13 protein-coding genes are annotated in these 21,031 nt (G+C 43.8%); 7 read left to right on the plus strand and 6 right to left on the minus strand.

All coding sequences use genetic code 11. The features are described from left to right. Positions 1-225 precede the first annotated feature (225 nt). The 3 genes from FN961_RS00335 (at position 226) to FN961_RS00345 (ending at position 2,542) form a co-directional block, all read left to right on the plus strand. Positions 226-801 (plus strand): LON peptidase substrate-binding domain-containing protein, encoded by a 576-nt coding sequence (locus FN961_RS00335; RefSeq protein WP_143562563.1) that lies wholly within the window; start codon positions 226-228, stop codon positions 799-801. A gap of 211 nt (positions 802-1,012) precedes the next feature. Next, positions 1,013-1,930, plus strand: a complete 918-nt coding sequence (locus FN961_RS00340) for a pseudouridine synthase (protein WP_143562564.1) — start codon at positions 1,013-1,015, stop codon at positions 1,928-1,930. A 141-nt stretch (positions 1,931-2,071) separates the two neighbouring features. Beyond that, the gene (locus FN961_RS00345) at positions 2,072-2,542 is read left to right on the plus strand and encodes a hypothetical protein (RefSeq protein ID WP_143562565.1); all 471 of its coding nucleotides are present in this window, start codon (positions 2,072-2,074) and stop codon (positions 2,540-2,542) included. Between the two features lie 33 nt (positions 2,543-2,575). Here FN961_RS00345 and FN961_RS00350 read toward each other — a convergent pair whose 3' ends face one another. The 4 genes from FN961_RS00350 to FN961_RS00365 form a co-directional block, all read right to left on the minus strand. Beyond that, positions 2,576-4,546 carry an alkaline phosphatase D family protein gene (locus FN961_RS00350; RefSeq protein ID WP_185972671.1) on the minus strand — a complete coding sequence of 657 codons (1,971 nt, stop codon included), beginning with the start codon at positions 4,544-4,546 and terminating at the stop codon, positions 2,576-2,578. 141 nt (positions 4,547-4,687) lie between these two features. Continuing rightward, positions 4,688-5,653 carry a 2Fe-2S iron-sulfur cluster-binding protein gene (locus tag FN961_RS00355; RefSeq protein ID WP_143562566.1) on the minus strand — a complete coding sequence of 322 codons (966 nt, stop codon included), beginning with the start codon at positions 5,651-5,653 and terminating at the stop codon, positions 4,688-4,690. A 3-nt stretch (positions 5,654-5,656) separates the two neighbouring features. Next, the gene (locus FN961_RS00360; protein ID WP_143562567.1) at positions 5,657-6,022 is read right to left on the minus strand and encodes a group I truncated hemoglobin; all 366 of its coding nucleotides are present in this window, start codon (positions 6,020-6,022) and stop codon (positions 5,657-5,659) included. Between the two features lie 123 nt (positions 6,023-6,145). Beyond that, positions 6,146-12,025 carry an Ig-like domain-containing protein gene (locus FN961_RS00365; RefSeq protein ID WP_185972672.1) on the minus strand — a complete coding sequence of 1,960 codons (5,880 nt, stop codon included), beginning with the start codon at positions 12,023-12,025 and terminating at the stop codon, positions 6,146-6,148. 390 nt (positions 12,026-12,415) lie between these two features. Between FN961_RS00365 and FN961_RS25985 the strand changes: the two genes are divergently transcribed. The 3 genes from FN961_RS25985 to FN961_RS00375 all read left to right on the plus strand — a co-directional run bounded on the left by FN961_RS25985 (position 12,416) and on the right by FN961_RS00375 (position 16,201). Next, the gene (locus FN961_RS25985; protein ID WP_229814580.1) at positions 12,416-12,700 is read left to right on the plus strand and encodes a hypothetical protein; all 285 of its coding nucleotides are present in this window, start codon (positions 12,416-12,418) and stop codon (positions 12,698-12,700) included. A gap of 23 nt (positions 12,701-12,723) precedes the next feature. Continuing rightward, positions 12,724-15,336, plus strand: a complete 2,613-nt coding sequence (locus FN961_RS00370) for an alkaline phosphatase family protein (RefSeq protein ID WP_229814581.1) — start codon at positions 12,724-12,726, stop codon at positions 15,334-15,336. Between the two features lie 184 nt (positions 15,337-15,520). Continuing rightward, positions 15,521-16,201, plus strand: a complete 681-nt coding sequence (locus tag FN961_RS00375; RefSeq protein WP_143562569.1) for a spondin domain-containing protein — start codon at positions 15,521-15,523, stop codon at positions 16,199-16,201. 80 nt (positions 16,202-16,281) lie between these two features. Here the strand turns inward: FN961_RS00375 and FN961_RS00380 are convergent, their stop codons facing one another. Both FN961_RS00380 and FN961_RS00385 read right to left on the minus strand, forming a co-directional pair. Next, complete coding sequence (locus FN961_RS00380) at positions 16,282-16,908, minus strand: DedA family protein (RefSeq protein ID WP_143562570.1); 627 nt, start codon at positions 16,906-16,908, stop codon at positions 16,282-16,284. Positions 16,909-16,992: 84 nt separating this feature from the next. After that, positions 16,993-18,195: an MFS transporter gene (locus FN961_RS00385; protein ID WP_143562571.1), complete on the minus strand. Its 1,203-nt coding sequence runs from the start codon at positions 18,193-18,195 to the stop codon at positions 16,993-16,995. Positions 18,196-18,293: 98 nt separating this feature from the next. Between FN961_RS00385 and FN961_RS00390 the strand changes: the two genes are divergently transcribed. After that, positions 18,294-21,029 (plus strand): GNAT family N-acetyltransferase, encoded by a 2,736-nt coding sequence (locus FN961_RS00390; RefSeq protein ID WP_143562572.1) that lies wholly within the window; start codon positions 18,294-18,296, stop codon positions 21,027-21,029. Positions 21,030-21,031: the final 2 nt, after the last annotated feature.

Here is a 21,031-nt window from a genome sequence, read left to right on the forward strand (position 1 = left end):
ACCTGTCTAATTAATAACCGCTCTTCTTGGAAGTACATTCTCAGGTAGTTTGGGTTTAAGTCAGAGGTTCTCAGCCTTTAGTGCTGTTTATACTGTTTAGAACACATGGTTGCTGCAGATAATAATTAAACTGCTACACTTTAAATTTGTTGGTTTTATGTTTCACTTAATTGGTTAAAGCTAGCACTTTCTGTTGGTTACCTACCCCAAGGGGAGGAGGTTACTATGAAAACACAGGAGATGGCGTTAATTACACGGGATGCATTGTTGCTGCCCGATGGAAGACTTGAGCTAAATATTATCACTCCACATCATCTAAGGATGATTGCAGATGTATGCAAAGGCAAATATCCATTAGCCTTTGGTATGTTGAAAGCCAACGGTACACCTCCTTGTTATCCGAGTGTCACTCAATGTGAGATCATCGATTTTAATCAACTAAACGACACCAGTCTGAGTATTGTGCTTGAGGGCAAACAGAGGGTGAAGATTTTATCTGCCGCCCGCCAGAGAAATGGGATCTGGATGGCGAGAACGATCCCTTCAAGTAATTGGCATGAAGAGCCGATAAGGGGGGAGTTCGAATTGATAAGCGCGGCGTTAGAGCAGTTTTTCGAGGTCAATCCTAATCTGTTTGAACTTTACTCTAAGATCCACCTAGAAGATGCTTCTTGGGTGAGCCAGCGTTGGCTTGAAGTGCTCCCGCTTTACAATAAAGATAAGTTAACTCTGATTAACCAGCCTGATTGCCATCAGACCATGGAATTTGTGTTAGAGCTTATAAAATCACACGCGGATTAACCAAACTAAGCTAGTCATCAAACCATGGAATTTGTGTTGGAGTTCATAAAGCCCACGCGGGTTAACCATTGCCATGTTAGAGCGGGCATCGTCATCCTGAACCTGTGTCAGAATACCGCATTAGGTTTTCATTCTTGTCTCTACCAGCTTTCTCTCCTTTCGATAATTCTGTTAAAATGACGCTTCTTATCTTCTGAGCCATTTGATCACCATGTCCTCTTCTGTTCTTGCAAGCCAAGCCTCCTACGTTGTTCTGCCTGAACATATTACCGACAAGCCTACTGTGTTGAGTTTTCTTGTTGAACGATTTGAACAGATTGGCGCTGATGTATGGTTTGCCAGAATAAGTGCAGGCAAAGTGCATTGGCAGGATGGCAGCTTAATTGAGATTGATACCCCTTACAGACCAAGAGCTCGAGTCTATTATTATCGAGAGGTGGTGAACGAAACTAAAGTGCCTTTCGATGAAGAGGTAATCTATCGTGATGATCAGATTATCGTCGCATTTAAGCCTCATTTTCTTGCACTGCACCCAAGCGGGAATGTGATCAATGAGTGCTTAGTTAATCGACTTAGAATTAAGACTGGTATAGAGACAATCGTGCCTGCGCACAGGTTAGATCGGGCGACAGCCGGGCTGGTTTTGCTCTGTCTTCAGCCTGAGCATCGTCAGCTGTATCATGACCTATTTAAATTTGGCCAGATCCGCAAAGAATATCAAGCATTAGCCAAGTTAACGCCTGAATTGATGGCGAAACATCAGAGGGCTGAATTAACTCTGCCTATTCACTGGACTGTAAAAAATCGCATGGTAAAAGGAGATCCAACATTTACTATGCGAGTGGCAGAAGGTGAGGCCAATACCCATTCAGAGATCTCTCTTATCGAAGTGAGAGGTGAGGTGGGTGTATTTAATCTATCGCCGATCACTGGGCGAACTCATCAGCTTAGGGTGCATATGCAAAGTTTAGGCATGTCGATATTAAATGATAGATGTTATCCGCAGCTGCAAGATAAAGCTCAAGATGACTATAGTAAGCCCCTTAAGCTACTGGCTAGGCGTCTTAAATTTACCGATCCTGTCACCCATAAATTGATCGCGTTGGAATGCGATGGCATTGAAGCTTAACAGCTCTTTGAATATTGTATACTTTCGTTGTGTTTTTACTGGCTTAGCCTTATGCTTGAGGTTAATTAAGTATTCTCATTAATCGTGGAAACCTCAGAAAGTGGTCGGGGTTGGTCAGCTTATCGGATAAGGAAAATAAGAATGAATAAAACGACCCTCACTTTAGGTTTAGTCAGTTTGGCTATCGTCGCTTCATTGGGTTATCAGAATCTTTCTGGCGAGAGTACAGCGACAATATCTAACGCTGGATCTGATACGGAACCAAGCAACGAGCAACATATAGCGGTACTGGAGCAGGATAGTCCAGCTGTTGCCGAGCTTACTGCAAGTGCTTCATCTCGTTCGGCTATTGCATCTCCATCGAGTGATGCTGCAAACGACGCAGTCATCACAGCTGTGTCGACGGGGCAAAACTTAGCTGATTCAATACCGACTCGAGAATCAGATCGTGACATGCAAAGAATGCCGCGTCAGGTATCCGATTCGATGCGATCCCCTGGAACAGGGCCTAGAGCCGGAGAAGATTACTCTCATCATCCTAGACCGGGTAGTGAGCAGTCAATTACGGCCCCAGTAAGCAGGCCCGCACCAGAGCCAACTCCAACGAAGTAAATTGAACCTACTCGTCTCGTTGATATTTCGCTTTTAGTCGTCAGCTTCTCTGGTTGTCGATCGTGCTCCATGTTTATCACTAGAGGGTCTCTCGAAAAGGGTTTCGCTCATATCCGCATGAAGCACTGCTATCTTTGTTGGGGCGCCATTTGGGGCGAAACTCACCATACCGATGCCACTTTTATTGAATAATCGCTGGCTTCGAGCGCCATTGGGCCGACGGCCTCGTATCGACATACGTTTACGTTTAGTGAAGAAGTTTAGCGGGGAGAAGTGCCCGTATAGCCAACCATTAACCCTATCGAAAATAGGTAACAGCTTCTCAGGAAATTGATTTTTAATGCCGCTGCAGGTGATCTGATATATTTTTGGTCCTCCTTTACGAAAACGAATACGGATATCGTACGCAAAGGAGTAGTGCACATCCCCCGATAGGATCACAAATTGCTCAGGGGTTTTCCTGTGCTGAAAAATACTTAGTAGAGTGTTGGCAGTGCCTGGGTGTGCCATCCAGTTTTCAGCATCCACTAACAAAGAGCCGCCAAATATGGTTGCCGTTCTCTGTATGGTCTCAATTAATTTTACGCCGAACATAGGTGCGGCGGAAATGATGATGACTTTCTCCTGTCCCACTAATTCATGTTGAAACTCCATTAATGCTTCCCAGTCCATCAAGCCGGAAGGTTTTGCTAAATTAGATTCACTGCGCCATCGCTGAGTCCGAGTATCAAGTACTACTATTTTGGGGCTGGTATTAAGGTTGTAATGCCAATGGTTAAATTGCAGTAAATTATCGATAAGTTCATCATGACTAAGCTCATCGTGAGTAAAGTCATTAGGCTGATTTAAAAAGGCTTTTAATTTTGGAGTGATTTCCGCTTTAAATTTATCAGGTGCATTTCCTATCCCTTGAAATAGGGCGTACGCGATGAGTGCATTGCCGATAATGCGTTTTGAAAAGGCATGGCCATAGGCTGCTTGCTCCCATTTGGCCGTTAGATTCCAATCATCGGTGACATCATGATCGTCGAAGATCATATAAGTCGGCAAGTGAGCCATAAGCCGTCTGACTTGCTTAAGTCCGGCTTTAAACTCGAGAATATGAGTCCATTCGTGTTGCCATCTGTTTGTGTTTACGGCCGATAAGCCAACAACATCTTTAGGAATATCGATGCGCTCCCACAGTTCTGGAGACCAAGTCAGTAGATAAAAAGCGATGATCTCACCAAGACTTACTAGATGATTTTCAGCTTGTGAAGAGGTAAAAATAGGGTGGTTTCGATACCAGCTTCCTAACGCTGTTTTCGCTGGGTAATTAGTTTTAGGCAGTAAGTTTTTATGCCGCTGATACATAGCAGCAGGATGATAACTAATCGCGTCACTGTTATGAATTTGAGCATCGTTGAACTGTTCATGGGGTAAACCCAAGAGTTTGATCACTTCGCCTATCGCGTAGAGCATAGGTCCGGCGACATTATCGACATAGACTTGATCACCACTGAGCATCAAGAGTGCGGGTCTTGCCTGTGTGCTTATATCCCCTTCAAGTTGGCAGTCTGCCGCCACTAAAGCATCACCACTGTGATGATGGGCATTGCGGCATGAGCCATGAAGCATGTGATCAATTTCAGATTTGATGACAAAATTTGGCGCTAATCGTGTGCCGTAGTTCAGGCCATCGACGCCGCTGAAAATAGCACCTTGTTGTATATCTTCTAAAAAATAATTTACTTGTACATTAATTGGCAGCAGTTCTGGCTCACTAAGGTGAATCATATATTGATAAGCTTGGTTGCCTAATTTGATGCAATCCAGTTGCTTGGCATCTAAGCCCTCATTGAAAAGTACTTGCTCTTCTCCTTCATCATTCAGAAGACAACTAAGTGTCAAGGTGAGTGATTCCATTGGTTTGCTCGCAACAAACCAAAGCGTGAAATTGTCGCGATCACAGTGGCGAAGCATAGGACCTGCAATTAACAGGGGAAGAGGGGACACTGGCATCATTAACTCATTATTCCAAACTTATCTCATTACTGACCAGACTAAACAAGTGGATATGAATTGAAAAGGGAATTCAATGAAAAGTGGTGCTTAATAGGGTGGAAATAAGTAGGCATCAAAATGCGGAGGAGTGTCGCCTTTTGGTCATTCTTGTTTCGTGATAAAAGGATCCGCATAGATGTGTTTGATCTCTGCTCCTGCCAAATAGGCCCGCTTTTTCATTTTAGCGACCATTGCAGGGTGTCCGCATAGATATACCTGCCAACCCAGTAAACTCTTATGATTTTTCATTGCTAGATCGTCAGCGTGTATACGTTGATTTTCTTCCATTTCAACACCAGAAATTGCACCACAGTAATGGAAGTTGTCGAACTGCTTGGCGAGAAGCGTCATGTGGTTTTGGCCGTATAAGCCATTCTTGGTTCGACTGCCATGATAAAGATAGATGTCACCTTGATGATTATTATCTAGCGCATCGCGGACAATTCCCATCAAGGGAGCGAGTCCACTGCCTGTTCCAACTAGCAGTATTGGCATTGGTTTCGTCACTTTTTGATAGTAACAATGACCGAAAGAACCACAAATATCGAGTTTATCTCCTACTGATAGATCATGATGGATCCATTGGCTCATTTCACCATTGTCCATCTGCTGCACATGAATTTCGAGCATACTGTCTTGTGTCGGCAAGCTGGCGAGTGAGTAGCTTCGCTTCAGGCCATCGGCGCGTCTGAGGTTGATAAACTGCCCAGCGTGATAATCAAATGGTGTCGCGGGATCGAGTGTGACACGACAGATACGTTCACTTACGTGTTCGATGGCATGCACAAGGACAGGAGTGAATAACTCATTCTGGGCTATGACAGATAGGGTTAGCTCACCGCTAGGCTGACAAATACAAGGGAGAAAATATCCTGATTCTTTCCAACTGGCGCGAATATCGGGTTGGGAATCGGTGACATCGCCCTTTTCAGCTTGCAACATACAAGTATGGCAGTGACCACTTTTACAGGAGTAGGGTAGGTCAATGTCCTGCCTAAGCAGGGCATCGAGTACGGTTTCTTGCTCATTTAATGTTATGGCTTGCCCTTGCCAGTAAATCTTAGTCATTGACTATAAACCCAGTACATCATCATGAGTGCTGCCAACGATTGCCATGACTTGATCTATCAACTCGTTAGGTACGCTGAGTTCTTGCAGTGTCGCTTGTAAGTGTCCTGCAACAGCTGAAAAATGGCGAGTATTGACTCCCTGTTTAAGCAACGGAGCATGAGCTTCGCGTAATGAAGCTCCTGTGTAACTATTGGGTCCACCAAATGCCATGGTTAAAAAGCTTTTTTGCATCGCTCTCATACGATCCATATCGACATCATCAAAAAATTGGCTAATGCTGTCATCGGTTAACACTTTACGATAAAAAATATCCACTGCGGCATCAACAGAAGCATCGCCACCGAGTTGTTCAAAAAGAGTTGTCATTTTTATCATCCTATTTATTGATTAACATTCAGTTTTTTTGTTTGATAGAATCTGTAAAGATAAGTGCTCTCTTGAGGTTAGAATACTTGTAGCTTGCGTCAAGTTAGCAAGCCTGTTTGGCTCTTATCTTTTATTAAGATACTTAGGTAATAAGGTGCTGCGTCTGATTATTATGAATACGGCTAATATCATGAGTAGTATGAGGTTGAGAGCGCCTGATTTTGTGCCGCGGATCTCTAGCTGAATATTTGCTTGTAGGCTGTCATTAATACCATCTCGATTAGTATCTGTATTTTCGTTTATGTCTAAGATCCCATCATTATCGGAATCGGTATCGAGATAATTCGGCAAACTATCTTGATCGGTATCAATCACTCCTTCCACTATATCTAAGATTTCATCGTTATCACTGTCTAAGTCTATGAAGTTGGGTATACCATCCTTATCAGTATCTATATCCCCTTCAATATTATCGGGAATATTATCGTTATCGCTGTCTGTATCGATAAAGTTCGGGATTTGGTCATTGTCGCTGTAGCTTTGGATTAAGCGGCTATCATCTATACCGTCTAAGTTTTCATCTACACCCATGGTTATTTCTACATCTATGGCGTCATCAATTCCATTTTGGTTACTATCAACTCCTATTAGTTTGGTAAGTAGCTCCTCCTTGCTATCTGAAATTGAGTCATTATCACTGTCTAAGTCCAGATAATTAGCTTGGCCATCGAGATCAGAATCAAGCACAAGAAAGTGATCGGCAATGCCGTCATTATTTATATCAACACCACCCGTTATATCTATGTCCCATGAGTTATCAATGCCATCCTTATCGTGGTCTTCTCCCATTGGTGCAGGACGGTTATTTTCGAAGGCGTCGGATAAGCCGTCATTGTCACTGTCACGGTCCAAGTAGTCGGCAATATTGTCATTATCATGATCTCCTAGGCCTTCGGTAACATCCGAGATGCCATCGTTGTCATTGTCTTTATCTAACGCTAAGGGGACGCCATCTTGATCCGGATCGACAGCGGCTGATGTTCCAAACCAGTTGGGCATGTTGTCATAGGAGTTATCAATACCATCACCATCAGAATCGTCTGTTTGATCGATACGTCCATCGCCGTTTTTATCCAATACCACAGCGGGTGTGTTGGTGATATCCATCTGACCATTGTTGTTACTGTCCAGATCGATAAAATTTGGAGTACCATCTGAGTCTGTGTCAGTTGGAGTTAAGATAAGCACGCTGTTGGCATCAGATTGACCATCATGGTTGATATCAGCCCCTCCAGACTCAGTGGTATCGAGTAAGCCATCGTTATCACTGTCTAAATCATGCATGTCAAAAATGTTGTCTGAGTCATTATCGGAAAGCTGGATGTTGTCGATTATTCCGTCATTGTTACTGTCATTTCCAGGGGTGAAATCTGGGTCAAATATATCTGTAATACCGTCATTATCTTGATCGAATGCCTGCACGACGGTTTCAGCGGTATCACCTATGCCATCGTTGTCCGAATCTGTGTCTAGATGATCTTCTATCCCGTCGTGGTCATGATCATTTTCTAGTAATTTAGCATCATTGATTCCATCGTTATCGGCATCAAAGTGACCGCTTTCGTCGATGTCGAATCTATCATCTATACCATCAGAATCGGTATCTTCTCCCTGTGTCATGTCTATGTCGTAGAGATCGGTAATATTATCGCCATCGAGATCGATACGGGCAAATGTTGCTTCGATGGCATCAGGGAGCCAGTCATTATCTGAGTCAGGATCTAGGTAGTTAGGTTTACCGTCATGATCTGTGTCAATAAGGCTTACATCATCGTCTATACCATCATTATTACTGTCTCGTCCTTTAGTCTGGTCAATATCGAAAATATCATCTATCCCGTCACTGTCTGAATCTTCTCCAGAGATCCCAGCTTCATAACCGTCTACTAAACCATCATTATCACTGTCAATATCAAGGTAATTAAGCTGACCATCGAGATCACTGTCAAAGCTACCTTCAATAATATCGGGAATACCATCTTTGTCTTCATCTTGGCTAGAGTCGAGATAATCAGGTTGCCCATCACCATCAGTGTCTATGACCCCCTCTTCGCTATCTGGTATGCCATCGTTATCTGAATCAGTATCCCGACTGTTTGGTATACCGTCTCCGTCACTGTCTATATCGCCTTCAATGAGGTCTAAAATGCCATCACCGTCATCATCAAGGTCGTCATCGTCGGAAATACCATCGCTATCTAAATCTGCTAAAACGATAATGGTGACGAGAGCAATATTTGAATCTGATTCATTATCATTGACTTTGAATGTGAAACTATCATTCCCAGAGAACGCTTCCGATGGCGTGTAAATTAAGCTGGAACCGGTTCCAATCAACATACCGTTTAAGGGAAATGTCTCTATTAAATAATCCAAGGTTGAATCTTCAGCATCTGTTGCCGTTAGAATAATTTCAATAGAGCTAGCTTGTACCATATCTAGGCTTTGATCATTGGCTATTGGCGCATCATTGGTGGCAGTGATATTGAGTGAAACAGTGGCTGTATTAGAGTCAGAGGCTCCGTCATTGACCTTAAATGTGAAGGCGTCAGTCCCGGTTTCGTTAAGGCTTGGTGTATAGGTTAAATTGGGAAGAGTGCCCGTTAATGTTCCCTTGCTGGGTGAGCTCATTAAGCTGAAAGTGAGCGCGTCTGCCTCAATATCAGAGGCGGTGAGAGTGACCGTTTTAAGAGTGTCTTCAGTCACAGTGATACTTTGGTTCGTCGAGATTGGCGCATCATTAGTGGCAGTGATATTGAGTGTGACTGTGGCTGTATTAGAGTCAGCTATTCCATCATTAACTTTAAAAGTGAAGACGTCAGTCCCGGTTTCGTTAAGGCTTGGTGTATAGGTTAAGTTGGGAATAGTGCCCGTTAACGTTCCCTTGCTGGGTGAGCTCATTAAGCTGAAAGTGAGCGCGTCTGCCTCAATATCAGAGGCGGTGAGAGTGACCGTTTTAGGAGTGTCTTCAATCACAGTGATACTTTGATTGATAGAGATTGGCGCATCATTAGTGGCAGTGATATTGAGTGAAACAGTGGCTGTATTAGAGTCTGAGATTCCATCATTAACTTTAAAAGTGAAGGCGTCAGTCCCGGTTTCATTAAGGTTTGGTGTATAGGTTAAGTTGGGAATAGTGCCTGTTAATGTTCCCTTGCTGGGTGAGCTCATTAAGCTGAAAGTGAGCGCGTCGGCCTCAATATCAGAGGCGGTGAGAGTGACCGTTTTAGGGGTGTCCTCAACCACAGTGATGCTTTGATTCATAGAGGTTGGCGCATCATTAGTGGCAGTAATATTGAGTGAAACAGTGGCTGTATTAGAGTCAGAGACTCCATCATTGACCTTAAAAGTGAAGGTATCAGTCCCGGTTTCGTTAAGGCTTGGTGTATAGGTTAAGTTGGGAATAGTGCCCGTTAATGTCCCCTTGTTTGGGGAGCTTATTAAGTTAAAAGTCAGCGTGTCGGCCTCAATATCTGATGCCGTGAGGGTGATTGTTTTTGGGGTGTCTTCAATCACCGTGATGCTTTGATTAATCGATGTTGGCGCATCATTAGTGGCAGTAATATTGAGTGAAACAGTGGCTGTATTTGAGTCAGCTATTCCATCATTGACTTTAAAAGTGAAGGCGTCAGTCCCGGTTTCGTTAAGGCTTGGCGTATAGGTTAAGTTGGGAATAGTGCCCGTTAATGTCCCCTTGTTGGGTGAGCTCATTAAGTTAAAAGTCAGCGTGTCGGCCTCAATATCCGCTGCCGTGAGGGTGATTGTTTTTGGGGTGTCTTCAATCACCGTGATGCTTTGATTACTGGATGTTGGCGCATCATTTATTCCGGAAACCGTAATGGTGATGCTACCAGTATTAGAGATAAGGTTTCCGTCATGGGCAATAAAGGTAAAACTGTCTCCACCAACATAATTAAGCGTCGGCGTATAAACCAGACTTGGTAAGGATCCGCTTAAGGTTCCATTCACTGGGGAGGACAGTAGACTATAACTTAAGGCGTCGAGATCTATATCTGTTGCCGTTAGTGTTATGTTGACAGGGATATCCTCTGTTACTGGAATATTTTGATTGTTAGTGTTTGGTGCATCATTAATAGGGTTGACGCTAATTGAGACCGTTGCTGTATTAGAGTTGGTAAATCCATCATTAACGTTAAAGGTGAAGGAGTCAGTGCCTGTATAATTAAGTGTAGGTGAGTAGGTTAAGTTAGGTATAGTGCCGCTTAATATCCCATTGTTAGGTGAGTTGATTAGGCTGTAGGTTAATGTATCGAGATCAATATCAATCGCAGTGAGGGAGATTAATTTAGGGGTGTCCTCTGTGACCGCTACATTTTGGGTATCTGAGACGGGGATGTTGTTAACAGAAATGGTTAACTCTTGATGAATATATTCTAAGGTACCACCACCATCTACGCGGACAAACAGCAGGTAATTATTATCAGTATCAGCATCTAAAGGGATGTCATAATTTGGGGCTGATAGAAAAGTAATCTGCCCGCTGGCATCTATGTTAAATAGCGCTGAATCTCCCCCAAGTATTGAATAGGTATATGAGCCGGATCCTCCCGTTGCGACAACGTTTGTGACTAAGGTATTGCCCTCATTTATTTCGATAGCAGCTTCATGATCACCTCCATTTGAGGTGATTGTCGGGGCACTGGCATTGATATTGATAGCTTCAGTGGTAAAGTCGCTTGAGAGACCATAAACATAGGTGTCCATATAATTCATATTGCCAATGCTGGTGGAGGTAAAGTCTCCCCATGTATGACGGTGTAGGCCAATCGGAGCAAGAGTGGATAGGCTGCCAGTAGGAAGATTAGTACTTCCTCCAATCGAGGTGTCATCCCAATAGATCTGTGTGCCCATCAGAGTGGTTTTATCGGTTGCTTGTAAAATTGTCATGCCATTATTTGATCCCCCACCACTGGTTTCGACATCTTTAACAACAAAGTGAGATTCACCTAGTTTTAGGGTTAATTTGACGTCATATTTTGCCGGAAGCATGGCATTACCATCTGCATCTTTTCCATCCCAAACTTTATTTACGCTGACATTTTGCAGCATTTTTCCTTGTAAGATAACCTCATAGTTTCCCCCTAGCGCTGCCACACTGATATCATAAGTTCCTGTTGCATCAGGGGTAAATGAGAATGTGCCAGTGTCTTCAATGGTGTCAGCATTCGGGGATATCTCATTATCGTTTCCCGCACTATCGAGAAAACTGAGAGTGTCGGTTAACTGAGCTGCAACACTTGGCGCAGGAGAGGGGTTTGCGCCTGTAGGATAGCTAAGATAGGTCGGGAACTTCTCATTAATACTTAAATACAGATAGTTACTTGTCCCTGAGTAGGGGGGATTTAAGCCTATGTCGTTTGAGAGTATCTTATGGATATCTCCGGCAAAACCTTGCAGATCGACAGCCCATACATAGTTAGTGTTAGTAAACCCACCTGGCGCCAGAATATACATTCTAGTGTCTGCCGCATAGGTTGATGTGTAGCTGGGAGTATCGAACCGCCATAAGTAGGAGAAAAGATTACCATCATTAGCCATTGGATCAACGCTGTCTCCTATGTTATCGACAACTGAGATGTCCCACCTCTCGTAATTATCATCTAGTTCACTTAAATCGACTGCATACACCCCAGCACTTGATACCTGATAATGCATGACTTCACCACTGCTCGGTGTTGCTGGAAGTGGGCTTGTCATGGGGTCAGAACAGCTAATATTACCAACTGTGGAGGTCAGGTCGGCTAACTTGGTGTTTTTCACATACTTGCCGGAAACGACATTTGTGGAGTAAATATCGGCATAAACCTGACCGCTTTGATTGAACTGTCGGCATAGATGCAATCGAATATATTTATTAGGTGCGTCGACATGGATAAACATTAAAGCGTCGGTTTCGAGATACTGTGGGTGTGCGGAATCCATCTGATAGGTGCCCTCTGCATGGAGGTTATGACAGTATACGCAGAGGAGTAATAGACAGATAAAACTATTCGGTAATGGTTTCAACATCGAGTTGATCATAAGCTTCTTTCCTGTTTAAGGTAAAGATGGGATCAATTAATGAACTGGATTTAGGGCTGTACACTGCAGTTCGATTGATCTGATTCTTACGAAAATTCCATTTTCTATTTCATTAAATATAGAATAGATGTTGTTTTTTGGCTTATTACAGTTAACCGATACTCCTCATATATTTGCCTTATTCCTTTTTTAGATACATTACCCCTTATGTATAGTCTTGAATTATTGACTCATTATGTAATCATGAGTCAAGAGAATGCTCATAGAATATAGATTGGAGCTTTAAAGATTATGGATGATATTCAGACTAAGTGGCGTAAGCTAAAGGCCTGTATTGCTCTACCTATGGTGCTAATGAGTACTTCGGTTTTTGCTGATATCGGCGACACGCCTGTTATCGGCGGCGTGTTCAATGCTAGTGAGATAATGAGGGATCAAATTGTCTCTTCCCTGAGTGCTTCTACTAAGCTGACTCGTGATATCCACTGTTTACCGTTGCGGGTGTCTCTCTTGATGTTTATATCCTCTCACTTCCTCTGGACAGTAAGGTTAAAGCCAGAGTTATCGCTCAGCTGAGCGATCCGACTTATGCCATCCCCTTGGGTCATTTCCTCTACAGTTTTTACGATCAATACTCTGGCTTGAGTGTTGATGATGAGTTTAAGCAGTATCTGAATGGTGTTTACTCTTCTGAGCAACTTAAAGCTTTTGAGCACAGTTTGTATCAGCACGGAGATAAGCCAATTCCTGAGGATAAACAAGCATCTGGTAAACAGGGTAATAGCGAAGGGATAAAAACGGATAGCCAGTTTATTGCCTCTATGGTGACTATCTATGACGCCTTAGTGGAGATTGGTGAGTGGCAGGATATGGACGCATTGCCGCATCATTACACCTACCTTACTCAGAGTCCAAAAGATCTCGCTCTGGTGAATAAAATACAGCCCATTATTGTCGACTTAATGACTCAAGCTGCTACTGGAATGGAAGCGGGAGAGATGAAAGCAGCGCTACAGGGCATGATAGAAGATGGTAAGCCTGAGCATAAAAATCGGGTGGATAATAAGGCCCAAGCATTAACCATTACATTAATCGATTTCGTTCGCCTCAATGTACTTAAAGCCTATCGCCAGTTTGTATTTAAGCAAGAACGGGAAACGGCATTAAATGCTTGGATGCAGGATACCTTTGATGAAAATTCCGAGAATTTAATTCAGTTTCTAACCTCACAGCAGGCGCGACGTTATGGCGTACAAGTCGCCGTTGATGGTTTGCAACAGGGTTTGCTCGAAGGTCTAGTTGACCCATCAACACCTTTTATCAAACATGCTAATCAGATCCATGAATCTCGCACACGTTTTAAACCTCAAGATGTGGAGACCAAGCAGCCTGAGCATGAGCAGCAGGTAAAGTTTATGGCAATGCTGGCAAAGACTCAGTATGACGATCCTCATTACCTACCTTTTTTTAAGCAATTATATAAAACTAATCGGGACTCAATCGCTCAGGTGGGGATCTCATCCACGCCAACCATTAGTGTGCGCAACCTGCCGATCATAAAAACCGGCGCCAAGGTATCTGGAGAGCGAGGCACTGGGATCCCCAATTTTCACTTTGTGGACAGAGAAGAAGACAGGGCTTATTACTTCTTTGGTAACGATGCTCTACAGCTTGACAGATTAATGGAAAGCTCAGGCGTACAGACCATGTTTGATCGATTGAATTACCTCATCACCCTTAACTGTAATGCTCAATATGATTGGAATGCTCACACCAGTTTCGACGGATTAGTGAATCTTGGATTGGGCGAAGTGCAGCGAGATTATGGGGAGAAACGGTGCTTAAGAGAGTTGAAAAATCGCGCTAAAGTTGAAGTGGAGTTACGCCAATTTCGTCAGGATTTGATTGAGGATATACAGGGTTATCAGGGGATCTCTTTTCTCGATATTTTTACTAAATTAACTAAAAAATGGAAGATAGAGCAAAGGATCACTGAACTGGCAAAACTCGATGGTCAAGGGATGCCAGATTTCACTTTGATCTATAACCCTTGGCCGGATCATTTTGCACATTTTACCGGCCCCTTTAGCGACGAGGTCATCATGCCAACGGGAGAGCTCAATCGATTGGATTATTGGCTATCTCAAACTGAGCAGGTTTATAAAGAAGCTGGGATCTATGATCAAACCTTGTGGGGAATGGCGGGAGATCATGGTTTAACACCTGTTTTTTATGCGCTCAATCCAGAAAAGTTAGTGTTTGAAGCGCTGTCCAAGGAGCTAGGTTACCCCATTATAGTGAAAAAAATATCCTCTGATGAGGGCGAAGGCCCTAAGATCACCAATGCACTGAATTACTCAAGCAACAAAGGGGTCGATATCGTTGTTGCATCGACAGCGGGTGGCAACATGATGATGGATCTGTTTAATTCGGCATCTGGATGGGAAGTGCAACCCACGTATGAAGAGTTAATTCGTTGGACGCCAATCAATGCCAAGGAGCCATCTCAGACGATTGATATCGTAGCTGAGACAGTGAACAGACTGGCAGATAGCCTGGATTACATGGTGCTGCGGGAACAGCAATGCAGCCTGAATCAATGCCAAATTCGCCTGATTGGATATCGCGACGGTGTTCGCCTCGATGAGCTGGTGGAGTTAAGAGGAGATAAGCTGTTCTATACCAGTGTACCCGTTACTGAGCCAGGCATAGATCCCCGTATTGAGCCAAAATTGCTCGATATCCAGACTCTCAACCCGTATCGAGAGAAGCCAACAGCAGCAGAGTTGAGCAGGTACTCCGTTTTGAAAGCCCAATGCTTGCATCAAGCCAAAGAGCAGGAGCCAGAGTCATGGTGCAGTGTTCAGCAATGGCGTGAGCTGAGCCTGTTTACTTCAAGACCTGATGCTCTGAATCAATTGGCAAGGCTGTATGAAGAGGACAGAGCGGGTACGGTTAACCTGTTTCCCAAGGCGGGGGTCGGCTTCAACACTAAAGTCCCTGGTCGTCATGCCGGTGAAGATTACCTTGAAAAAGACGCCTTTATTGGTTTCTGGGGAGTACCAATAGGTGACGATCTCATCCCATTAACTATCGAAGAAAATGGTTCACTGGCGCCAACCCTATACGAGTTTCTAACGGGAGAGCCCATTACTGTGGGTGAGAATGGTTGGGGCTATCCCTCTTTGCTTGAAAAATTGGATGTTCAATAACTCAAATATTAGTCAGGGAATATGTTAATTCTAAAGGCTGTTTGAGCAGCTGTTTTACATGTTAACTAAACGCGCTTTTTTCGTGACCTTTCTGTGATATTTAAAGCCTATAGTCAATATTCGAATTCAATATATTGACGTTAAATATAGATTTAATCCTTTTAATTACAGTGAGATCTATGACATGGAACATATTAAAAAATTAAGTTTGATGCTTTTTGCGATTTGCTTATCCCCGAGTTTGTTTGCCGAAAGTTATGGTAGTCACCATCGCGAAGCTGTTTATGAAGTGACGGTGACTAATTTGACTAAAGGAATCGCGTTTACACCTTTGTTAGCTGCGACTCACAGACCAGAGATGCAGTTGTTTACGCTAGGTGAACCATCGAGTGATAATATCGCGAACGTCGCTGAAGGCGGTGATATTAGTGGTTTGAAAGATGAGTTAGACAGTTCATCTAGAGTCGCCAATACAACAAGCACAGATGGATTGCTAACAAATGGCCAAAGTGTCACTTTCGAAATCAGTTCGAGTCGTCGATTTAGCCGCATCAGTTTGATTTCGATGTTATTGCCAACCAATGACACTATGGTTTCGTTAAGAGCAAAGAAACTGCCTAGAAGACGTGGTCAAACAGTTCACTACAATATGCGTGCCTATGATGCAGGCTCAGAAGCAAATGATGAGTTATGTGTGAATATTCCAGGCCCTGTTTGTGGCGGTAACCCTTTCTCTGCGCCTGATGACAGTGATGAAGGTTACTCATACCCAAGTCCAGGCATTCACGGTGAAGCCGATTTAGCTCAGTCACTCTACGATTGGAATGGCCCCGTTGCTAAAGTTAAAATTAAGCGTATTTACTAACTTACATTATTCGATAGATGTAGATGTTTAATCATTTTTGCGAGTCATAAGACTCGCTTTTTTTGCCTGACGATTCCATTTTACTCATCAACTTGGTGAGACTGACGTCGCCTCAAGATTAAGGTAAATATCACTAGGCTGATGGTACCAATGACTGTGATTATCAACCAAAAAAGGTGTTGGTGGTGATGGTAAAAGGCGAGTATGGGAGTGAGTTCATCACGGATAAGCACTGGTCCTAAGCCAAAGAGTGTGAGCCAAAGCCCTGTGGCAAGCGTGTTACCAAGCAGAAACTTGTTAAGTGACATCTTGGCCATACCGCAACCAATAAAAATGGTTTGTTTAAGCCCTTCAATAAAGCGACTGAGTAACAGCGCGGCTAAACCATACTTACCAATAAAACCATGGAGCTTGGCTTCTGTACTCTCTTTTACCCAACCTTTCTTAATCAAAACATCCCCGAATTTGATCCCTAAAAAGTAACCTAAGCTATTGCCGATAAAAGCACTGCTACCCGCGACGATAAGCACAAGCGGGAGTGACATTTGTCCTGCTGCAGCAAGAAGGCTGGCGACGATTAATAAGGATTGGCCGGGAGCGGGGATGCCTACGCCTTCGATGGCGATGGCGAGCGCTAGAATGAAATAGCCGTATTGCTGTAGCCAAGGTGTCATTTCGGCCATGATATGTTGTAAAGCTTCAGGCATAAGCTGTCAGTTACTGTGACGATTAACTTCTGTCCATAATAACGCGTGTTTATAGGATGAAGGCAAATGTTTCCGAAATTTAATCTACACCTGCTCCACTGCTTTGATATTTAGCTTCCAGGTGATGAGTGAAGCCAATTGTGCCAAGGCCAATAAGCTTAAAATGTGTAAGCTGGTATTGGTATCTGAGCTTGTTAGCCAGAGTACACAGGCGCCGAGCACATAACCTATAGTTTGATATTTAGAGACCAGTCCAGTGGCGATCGCCTTGCTTCCTTTGCCGACTAAGTGACACAACAAGGTGGTGATCTGCAGTTGTAAGATGGCAAATGCTCCGCTGAGTAGAGGCACGGCGATGAATAGAATGTGTGGGATCGCCAGCTGCATCAAAGTCAGAGACAGCAGTAACATAATATTGGCCAGCAACATCATTTTAAAGTGATCGACGTTGTTTAATCGGGATGTCAGACCATGGCTGAATACCATGGTTATCGCGGCTAGTGTCATTAATAGAGAGAGATACTGACTGGTCTCTTCACTGGAGTAGTGCAGCGAGGCTTGCACCATAGGAGTCAGTAAAAAGGTCACACTGCTATAGGTGATACAGATTAAGGTGATACTGATAAGCAGACTATGGGCGAGCTTACTGTCGAGCTGATTCTGTCCGAGTTCTGTATTGATCGCTTTCAGTTCTTTGTTGGTGTGTGTCGCAGTAGTGCGGCTAAATCTGAACACACTGAATAGACACATTAGCGGAGCAAAACAAAGGAAGAGTACGGGCGTTAGCCAGCCAAGCCAGATCAGCGACATGGCGAGTAGCGGGCCTAACAGTCTGCCAACTGCCATGGTTGCCGACAGTTGTGCCAATTTTTTCATTGTCTGTGTCGCAGGGCTTAATTCGGTCAACCAAGCTTGGCAATTCGGGACTATTGCTGAGGCTGTCATGCCGTAAATTAGCCTAGAGATGATGAGGGTAAATACCACCCATAATAGCGGCCATTGCCAAGTCACACTTCCCCACAGCGCCAGTAGCATCACGGTGAAACTCACACTAAACCCCAGAATCCCCCTCATTAACACTTGTGCATATCCTAAACGCAGCGACAGTTTGGCCCACATAGGAGTACTGAATAGAAATAGCATTGAACCTAGGCTCATCAGCATGGCAAGGCTTTCGATTGAGAGACTGGTTTTATCGATAAAAATGGGGGTGAACACAACTAAAATACTTTGACTTAATCCTAATAGCGGCGCCGATACAAACAGAGGCCAGGGACGTTTTTCCATCTTAACTATTCGTGTGTGTAAACCTTGTTGACATGCTAATGGTAATGATTATCATTTGCAACTTGTTATATTCTTAATTAGATACGGGTGTTATAGGGATGTTGAATAACGAACAGAGTGAGCATGTCGATTTGGCCGCTCAATGTTTTTTTAATGGATTACTGAAAGAGTTCCATGGCTGGCAACAGGACACTAATCATGAATTCGTATCCATAAACTTGCCTGAATGTGGCGTTGAGTTACAGCTTTCGTATGCCCATTTTTCCCATTGCGGGCCCCATCGATTTATTTTCCCAATTCGTTACATTGAGGGAAGCCACAGAGGTTCATTGAGCTTTGAGCGGGCGTTGACCTTAATTCTCCATGAACCTTCGATTGTCGGTGATTTGTCTGAAGAAACCAGAGACTTATTTAAAAACCGAGTGATACTAAGCGCCGCGAATACTGCCAATGCAATCAGCACCAGATTTGATGATCTTAACCATCTCTACAAGGATAAATTGAATTTTATTGAGGCAGAACAAGCCTTGCTGGTGGGACATAACATGCATCCGGCACCAAAAAGTCGCAGTGAATTTAGTGGTGCGGATATTTGTTATGCCCCCGAAAGTGGTGAAAGTTTTGGACTTCATTGGTTTGCTGTTCATCAAACAGCTTGGCAGGGAGAAGTTTACGGCAGTGATGTACAGAAGAGTATTGCTGCAATAACCGAAGATCTTAAATTGGATTTTGGCATTCTACCTGCTGATTTTCAGCTTATGCCGATGCACCCTTGGCAGGTTGCCGTGCTGAAAGAGCGAGATGATATCGCTCATCTATTCGCATCTGAGCTGATTTTAGATCTCGGTATTCACGGTGAGGGCTGGCGTGCGACCACATCACTGCGTGCCATCTATCATCCTGATTGCCGGTTTATGATCAAGTACTCATTGAGTGTGAAGCTCACCAATTCAGTGCGCCATCTTTCGTTGAAAGAGGTGCGCCGAGGCATGCTGCTTGAACAGATCTTAGATGCGGATAAAGGGCTTGAGCTTCTGCAGCGCTATCCGAAATTGACCATCATGCGCGAGCCTGGTTTTGCTGCGCTGCAAACACTGGAAGGTGAGGCCATAGAGGAGAGTTTATTTGCCTTTAGGGTCAATAGCTTCTGGAAGCAGCCTGAACGTGAATCTTTGGTGCTGGCGACCTTGACTCAAGCTGATCCCTTAGGAGGAAACAGTGCATTAGCTAATATGGTGCTTGGCCGCGCCGAGGAGCGGGGAGAGTCGACATCAAGGGTTGCACAGCAATGGTTCCAAGGCTATTTGGAGCAAGTATTGGAACCTTTAGTGACGGCTCGAAGTGATTACGGGGTGATCTTTCTAGCCCACCAGCAAAATATTGTGGTGGATATTGAAGATAGCCTGCCTGTTGGACTCTTCTATCGGGACTGTCAGGGAACAGGTTTCACCTGCGCGGCTCAGGAATGCTTTGCTGAACAATTAGGTGATGTGGCTCCTGAAAACTTTATGCCCCATCAGTTTGTCGATCCTTTTATCAGCTATTACCTGATATTTAACAGCAGCTTTAGTGTTATCAGCTCAATGGCCTCAGCAGGCTTGGTGAAAGAGTCGGTACTGCTGACTCAGTTGAGATTGTTTATGGGACATCTGCAACAGAAGGGATATAAAGATCCCGGATTTGTTGATTACCTTCTCAATTCAGACTCGTTAATATTTAAAGGTAATTTCTTTGTTTACTTGAGTAATATTAATGAAAACAGTATCGAAGATCCAAGTGAGATCTATCAAGAGATCCCCAATCCACTCTACCTAAGACCGGATGGAAAGCGCTTAGTAAAACGCTTACCAGACAGCAGTCTGATGGGATTTACCGAAGGTAACAGTATCAGCATTGAAACTGCTGAGTGTTCACTCGATGTTTACCTGACTGAACATGACGGCTTGAGGATCTTGTTACCTGCTAGCCCAAATTATAATCAGTCACGGCTCTCCTATCTACAGATGTTGTCGCTGCTTGAACACAGTATCTTTTGTGGCGTGGCCAAAGGCGTCAGTTTGTCGTTATCCCACTGGGATCAGCTTTGCTATGACAAGCCTGCACGCTGGATGTGTGTCGATGATAATGCGCTGTTCATTGGTATCTCTCAATTTGAACAAAACCCAGATCTGTGGCTACTTACCGCTAATCAGTCTCTACCCGAGACCCTAATCGAGGAGGAAGTTACCCATCCTTTAAGGCCTCGTCACCCCCAAGGAGTTTTCTATCGCCGCTATAGCTATGAATTTGGTCAGGAACTGAGTTTACGGCTTGTTGATCCTCAGGCTGATCTTGCTCTCTTCCATCAATGGATGAATCAGCCACGAGTTGCGGAATTTTGGGAGCTTGATAAGCCTAAAGAGGAGCTACTGGCGTATTTACAAAAAGGCGTGGCGCTGAAGCATCAGTTTCCCGTTATCGCCATGTTGAATGGCAATGCATTTGGCTACTTTGAATATTACTGGGCTAAGGAGGACCGACTGGGTCCTTACTATGATGCCGACAATTACGATCGTGGTATTCATCTCTTGATCGGTAATGAAAATTATCTTGGCAGCCAATACTGGAAGGTATGGGGTCACTATCTTATTCAATATAGTTTTCTTGCTGATAGCCGGACAAAACACCTTGTTGGCGAGCCCAGAATTGACAATAAAAATGTGATTAAGTTATGGCAATACTTTGATTTTGAAAAAGTGAAGGAGTTCCATTTCCCCCATAAACATGCAGCTTTAGTTGTGGGTAAACGTGAGCGCTTTTTCGAGCAGATGACACGTCACTATCAGGATAATTAATC

Source organism: Shewanella hanedai (assembly GCF_007197645.1).
GTDB classification, from domain to species: domain Bacteria; phylum Pseudomonadota; class Gammaproteobacteria; order Enterobacterales; family Shewanellaceae; genus Shewanella; species Shewanella hanedai.

What these genes read in the sequence shown, in the direction of transcription:
- FN961_RS25985 (WP_229814580.1), top strand. Translation starts at nt 12,416, where the DNA reads ATGGATGATATTCAGACTAAGTGGCGTAAGCTAAAGGCCTGTATTGCT.
- FN961_RS00360 (WP_143562567.1), bottom strand. Translation starts at nt 6,022, where the DNA reads ATGACAACTCTTTTTGAACAACTCGGTGGCGATGCTTCTGTTGATGCC.
- FN961_RS00350 (WP_185972671.1), bottom strand. Translation starts at nt 4,546, where the DNA reads ATGATGCCAGTGTCCCCTCTTCCCCTGTTAATTGCAGGTCCTATGCTT.
- FN961_RS00380 (WP_143562570.1), bottom strand. Translation starts at nt 16,908, where the DNA reads ATGCCTGAAGCTTTACAACATATCATGGCCGAAATGACACCTTGGCTA.
- FN961_RS00340 (WP_143562564.1), top strand. Translation starts at nt 1,013, where the DNA reads ATGTCCTCTTCTGTTCTTGCAAGCCAAGCCTCCTACGTTGTTCTGCCT.
- FN961_RS00390 (WP_143562572.1), top strand. Translation starts at nt 18,294, where the DNA reads ATGTTGAATAACGAACAGAGTGAGCATGTCGATTTGGCCGCTCAATGT.
- FN961_RS00365 (WP_185972672.1), bottom strand. Translation starts at nt 12,025, where the DNA reads ATGGATTCCGCACACCCACAGTATCTCGAAACCGACGCTTTAATGTTT.
- FN961_RS00355 (WP_143562566.1), bottom strand. Translation starts at nt 5,653, where the DNA reads ATGACTAAGATTTACTGGCAAGGGCAAGCCATAACATTAAATGAGCAA.
- FN961_RS00385 (WP_143562571.1), bottom strand. Translation starts at nt 18,195, where the DNA reads ATGGAAAAACGTCCCTGGCCTCTGTTTGTATCGGCGCCGCTATTAGGA.
- FN961_RS00345 (WP_143562565.1), top strand. Translation starts at nt 2,072, where the DNA reads ATGAATAAAACGACCCTCACTTTAGGTTTAGTCAGTTTGGCTATCGTC.
- FN961_RS00335 (WP_143562563.1), top strand. Translation starts at nt 226, where the DNA reads ATGAAAACACAGGAGATGGCGTTAATTACACGGGATGCATTGTTGCTG.
- FN961_RS00375 (WP_143562569.1), top strand. Translation starts at nt 15,521, where the DNA reads ATGGAACATATTAAAAAATTAAGTTTGATGCTTTTTGCGATTTGCTTA.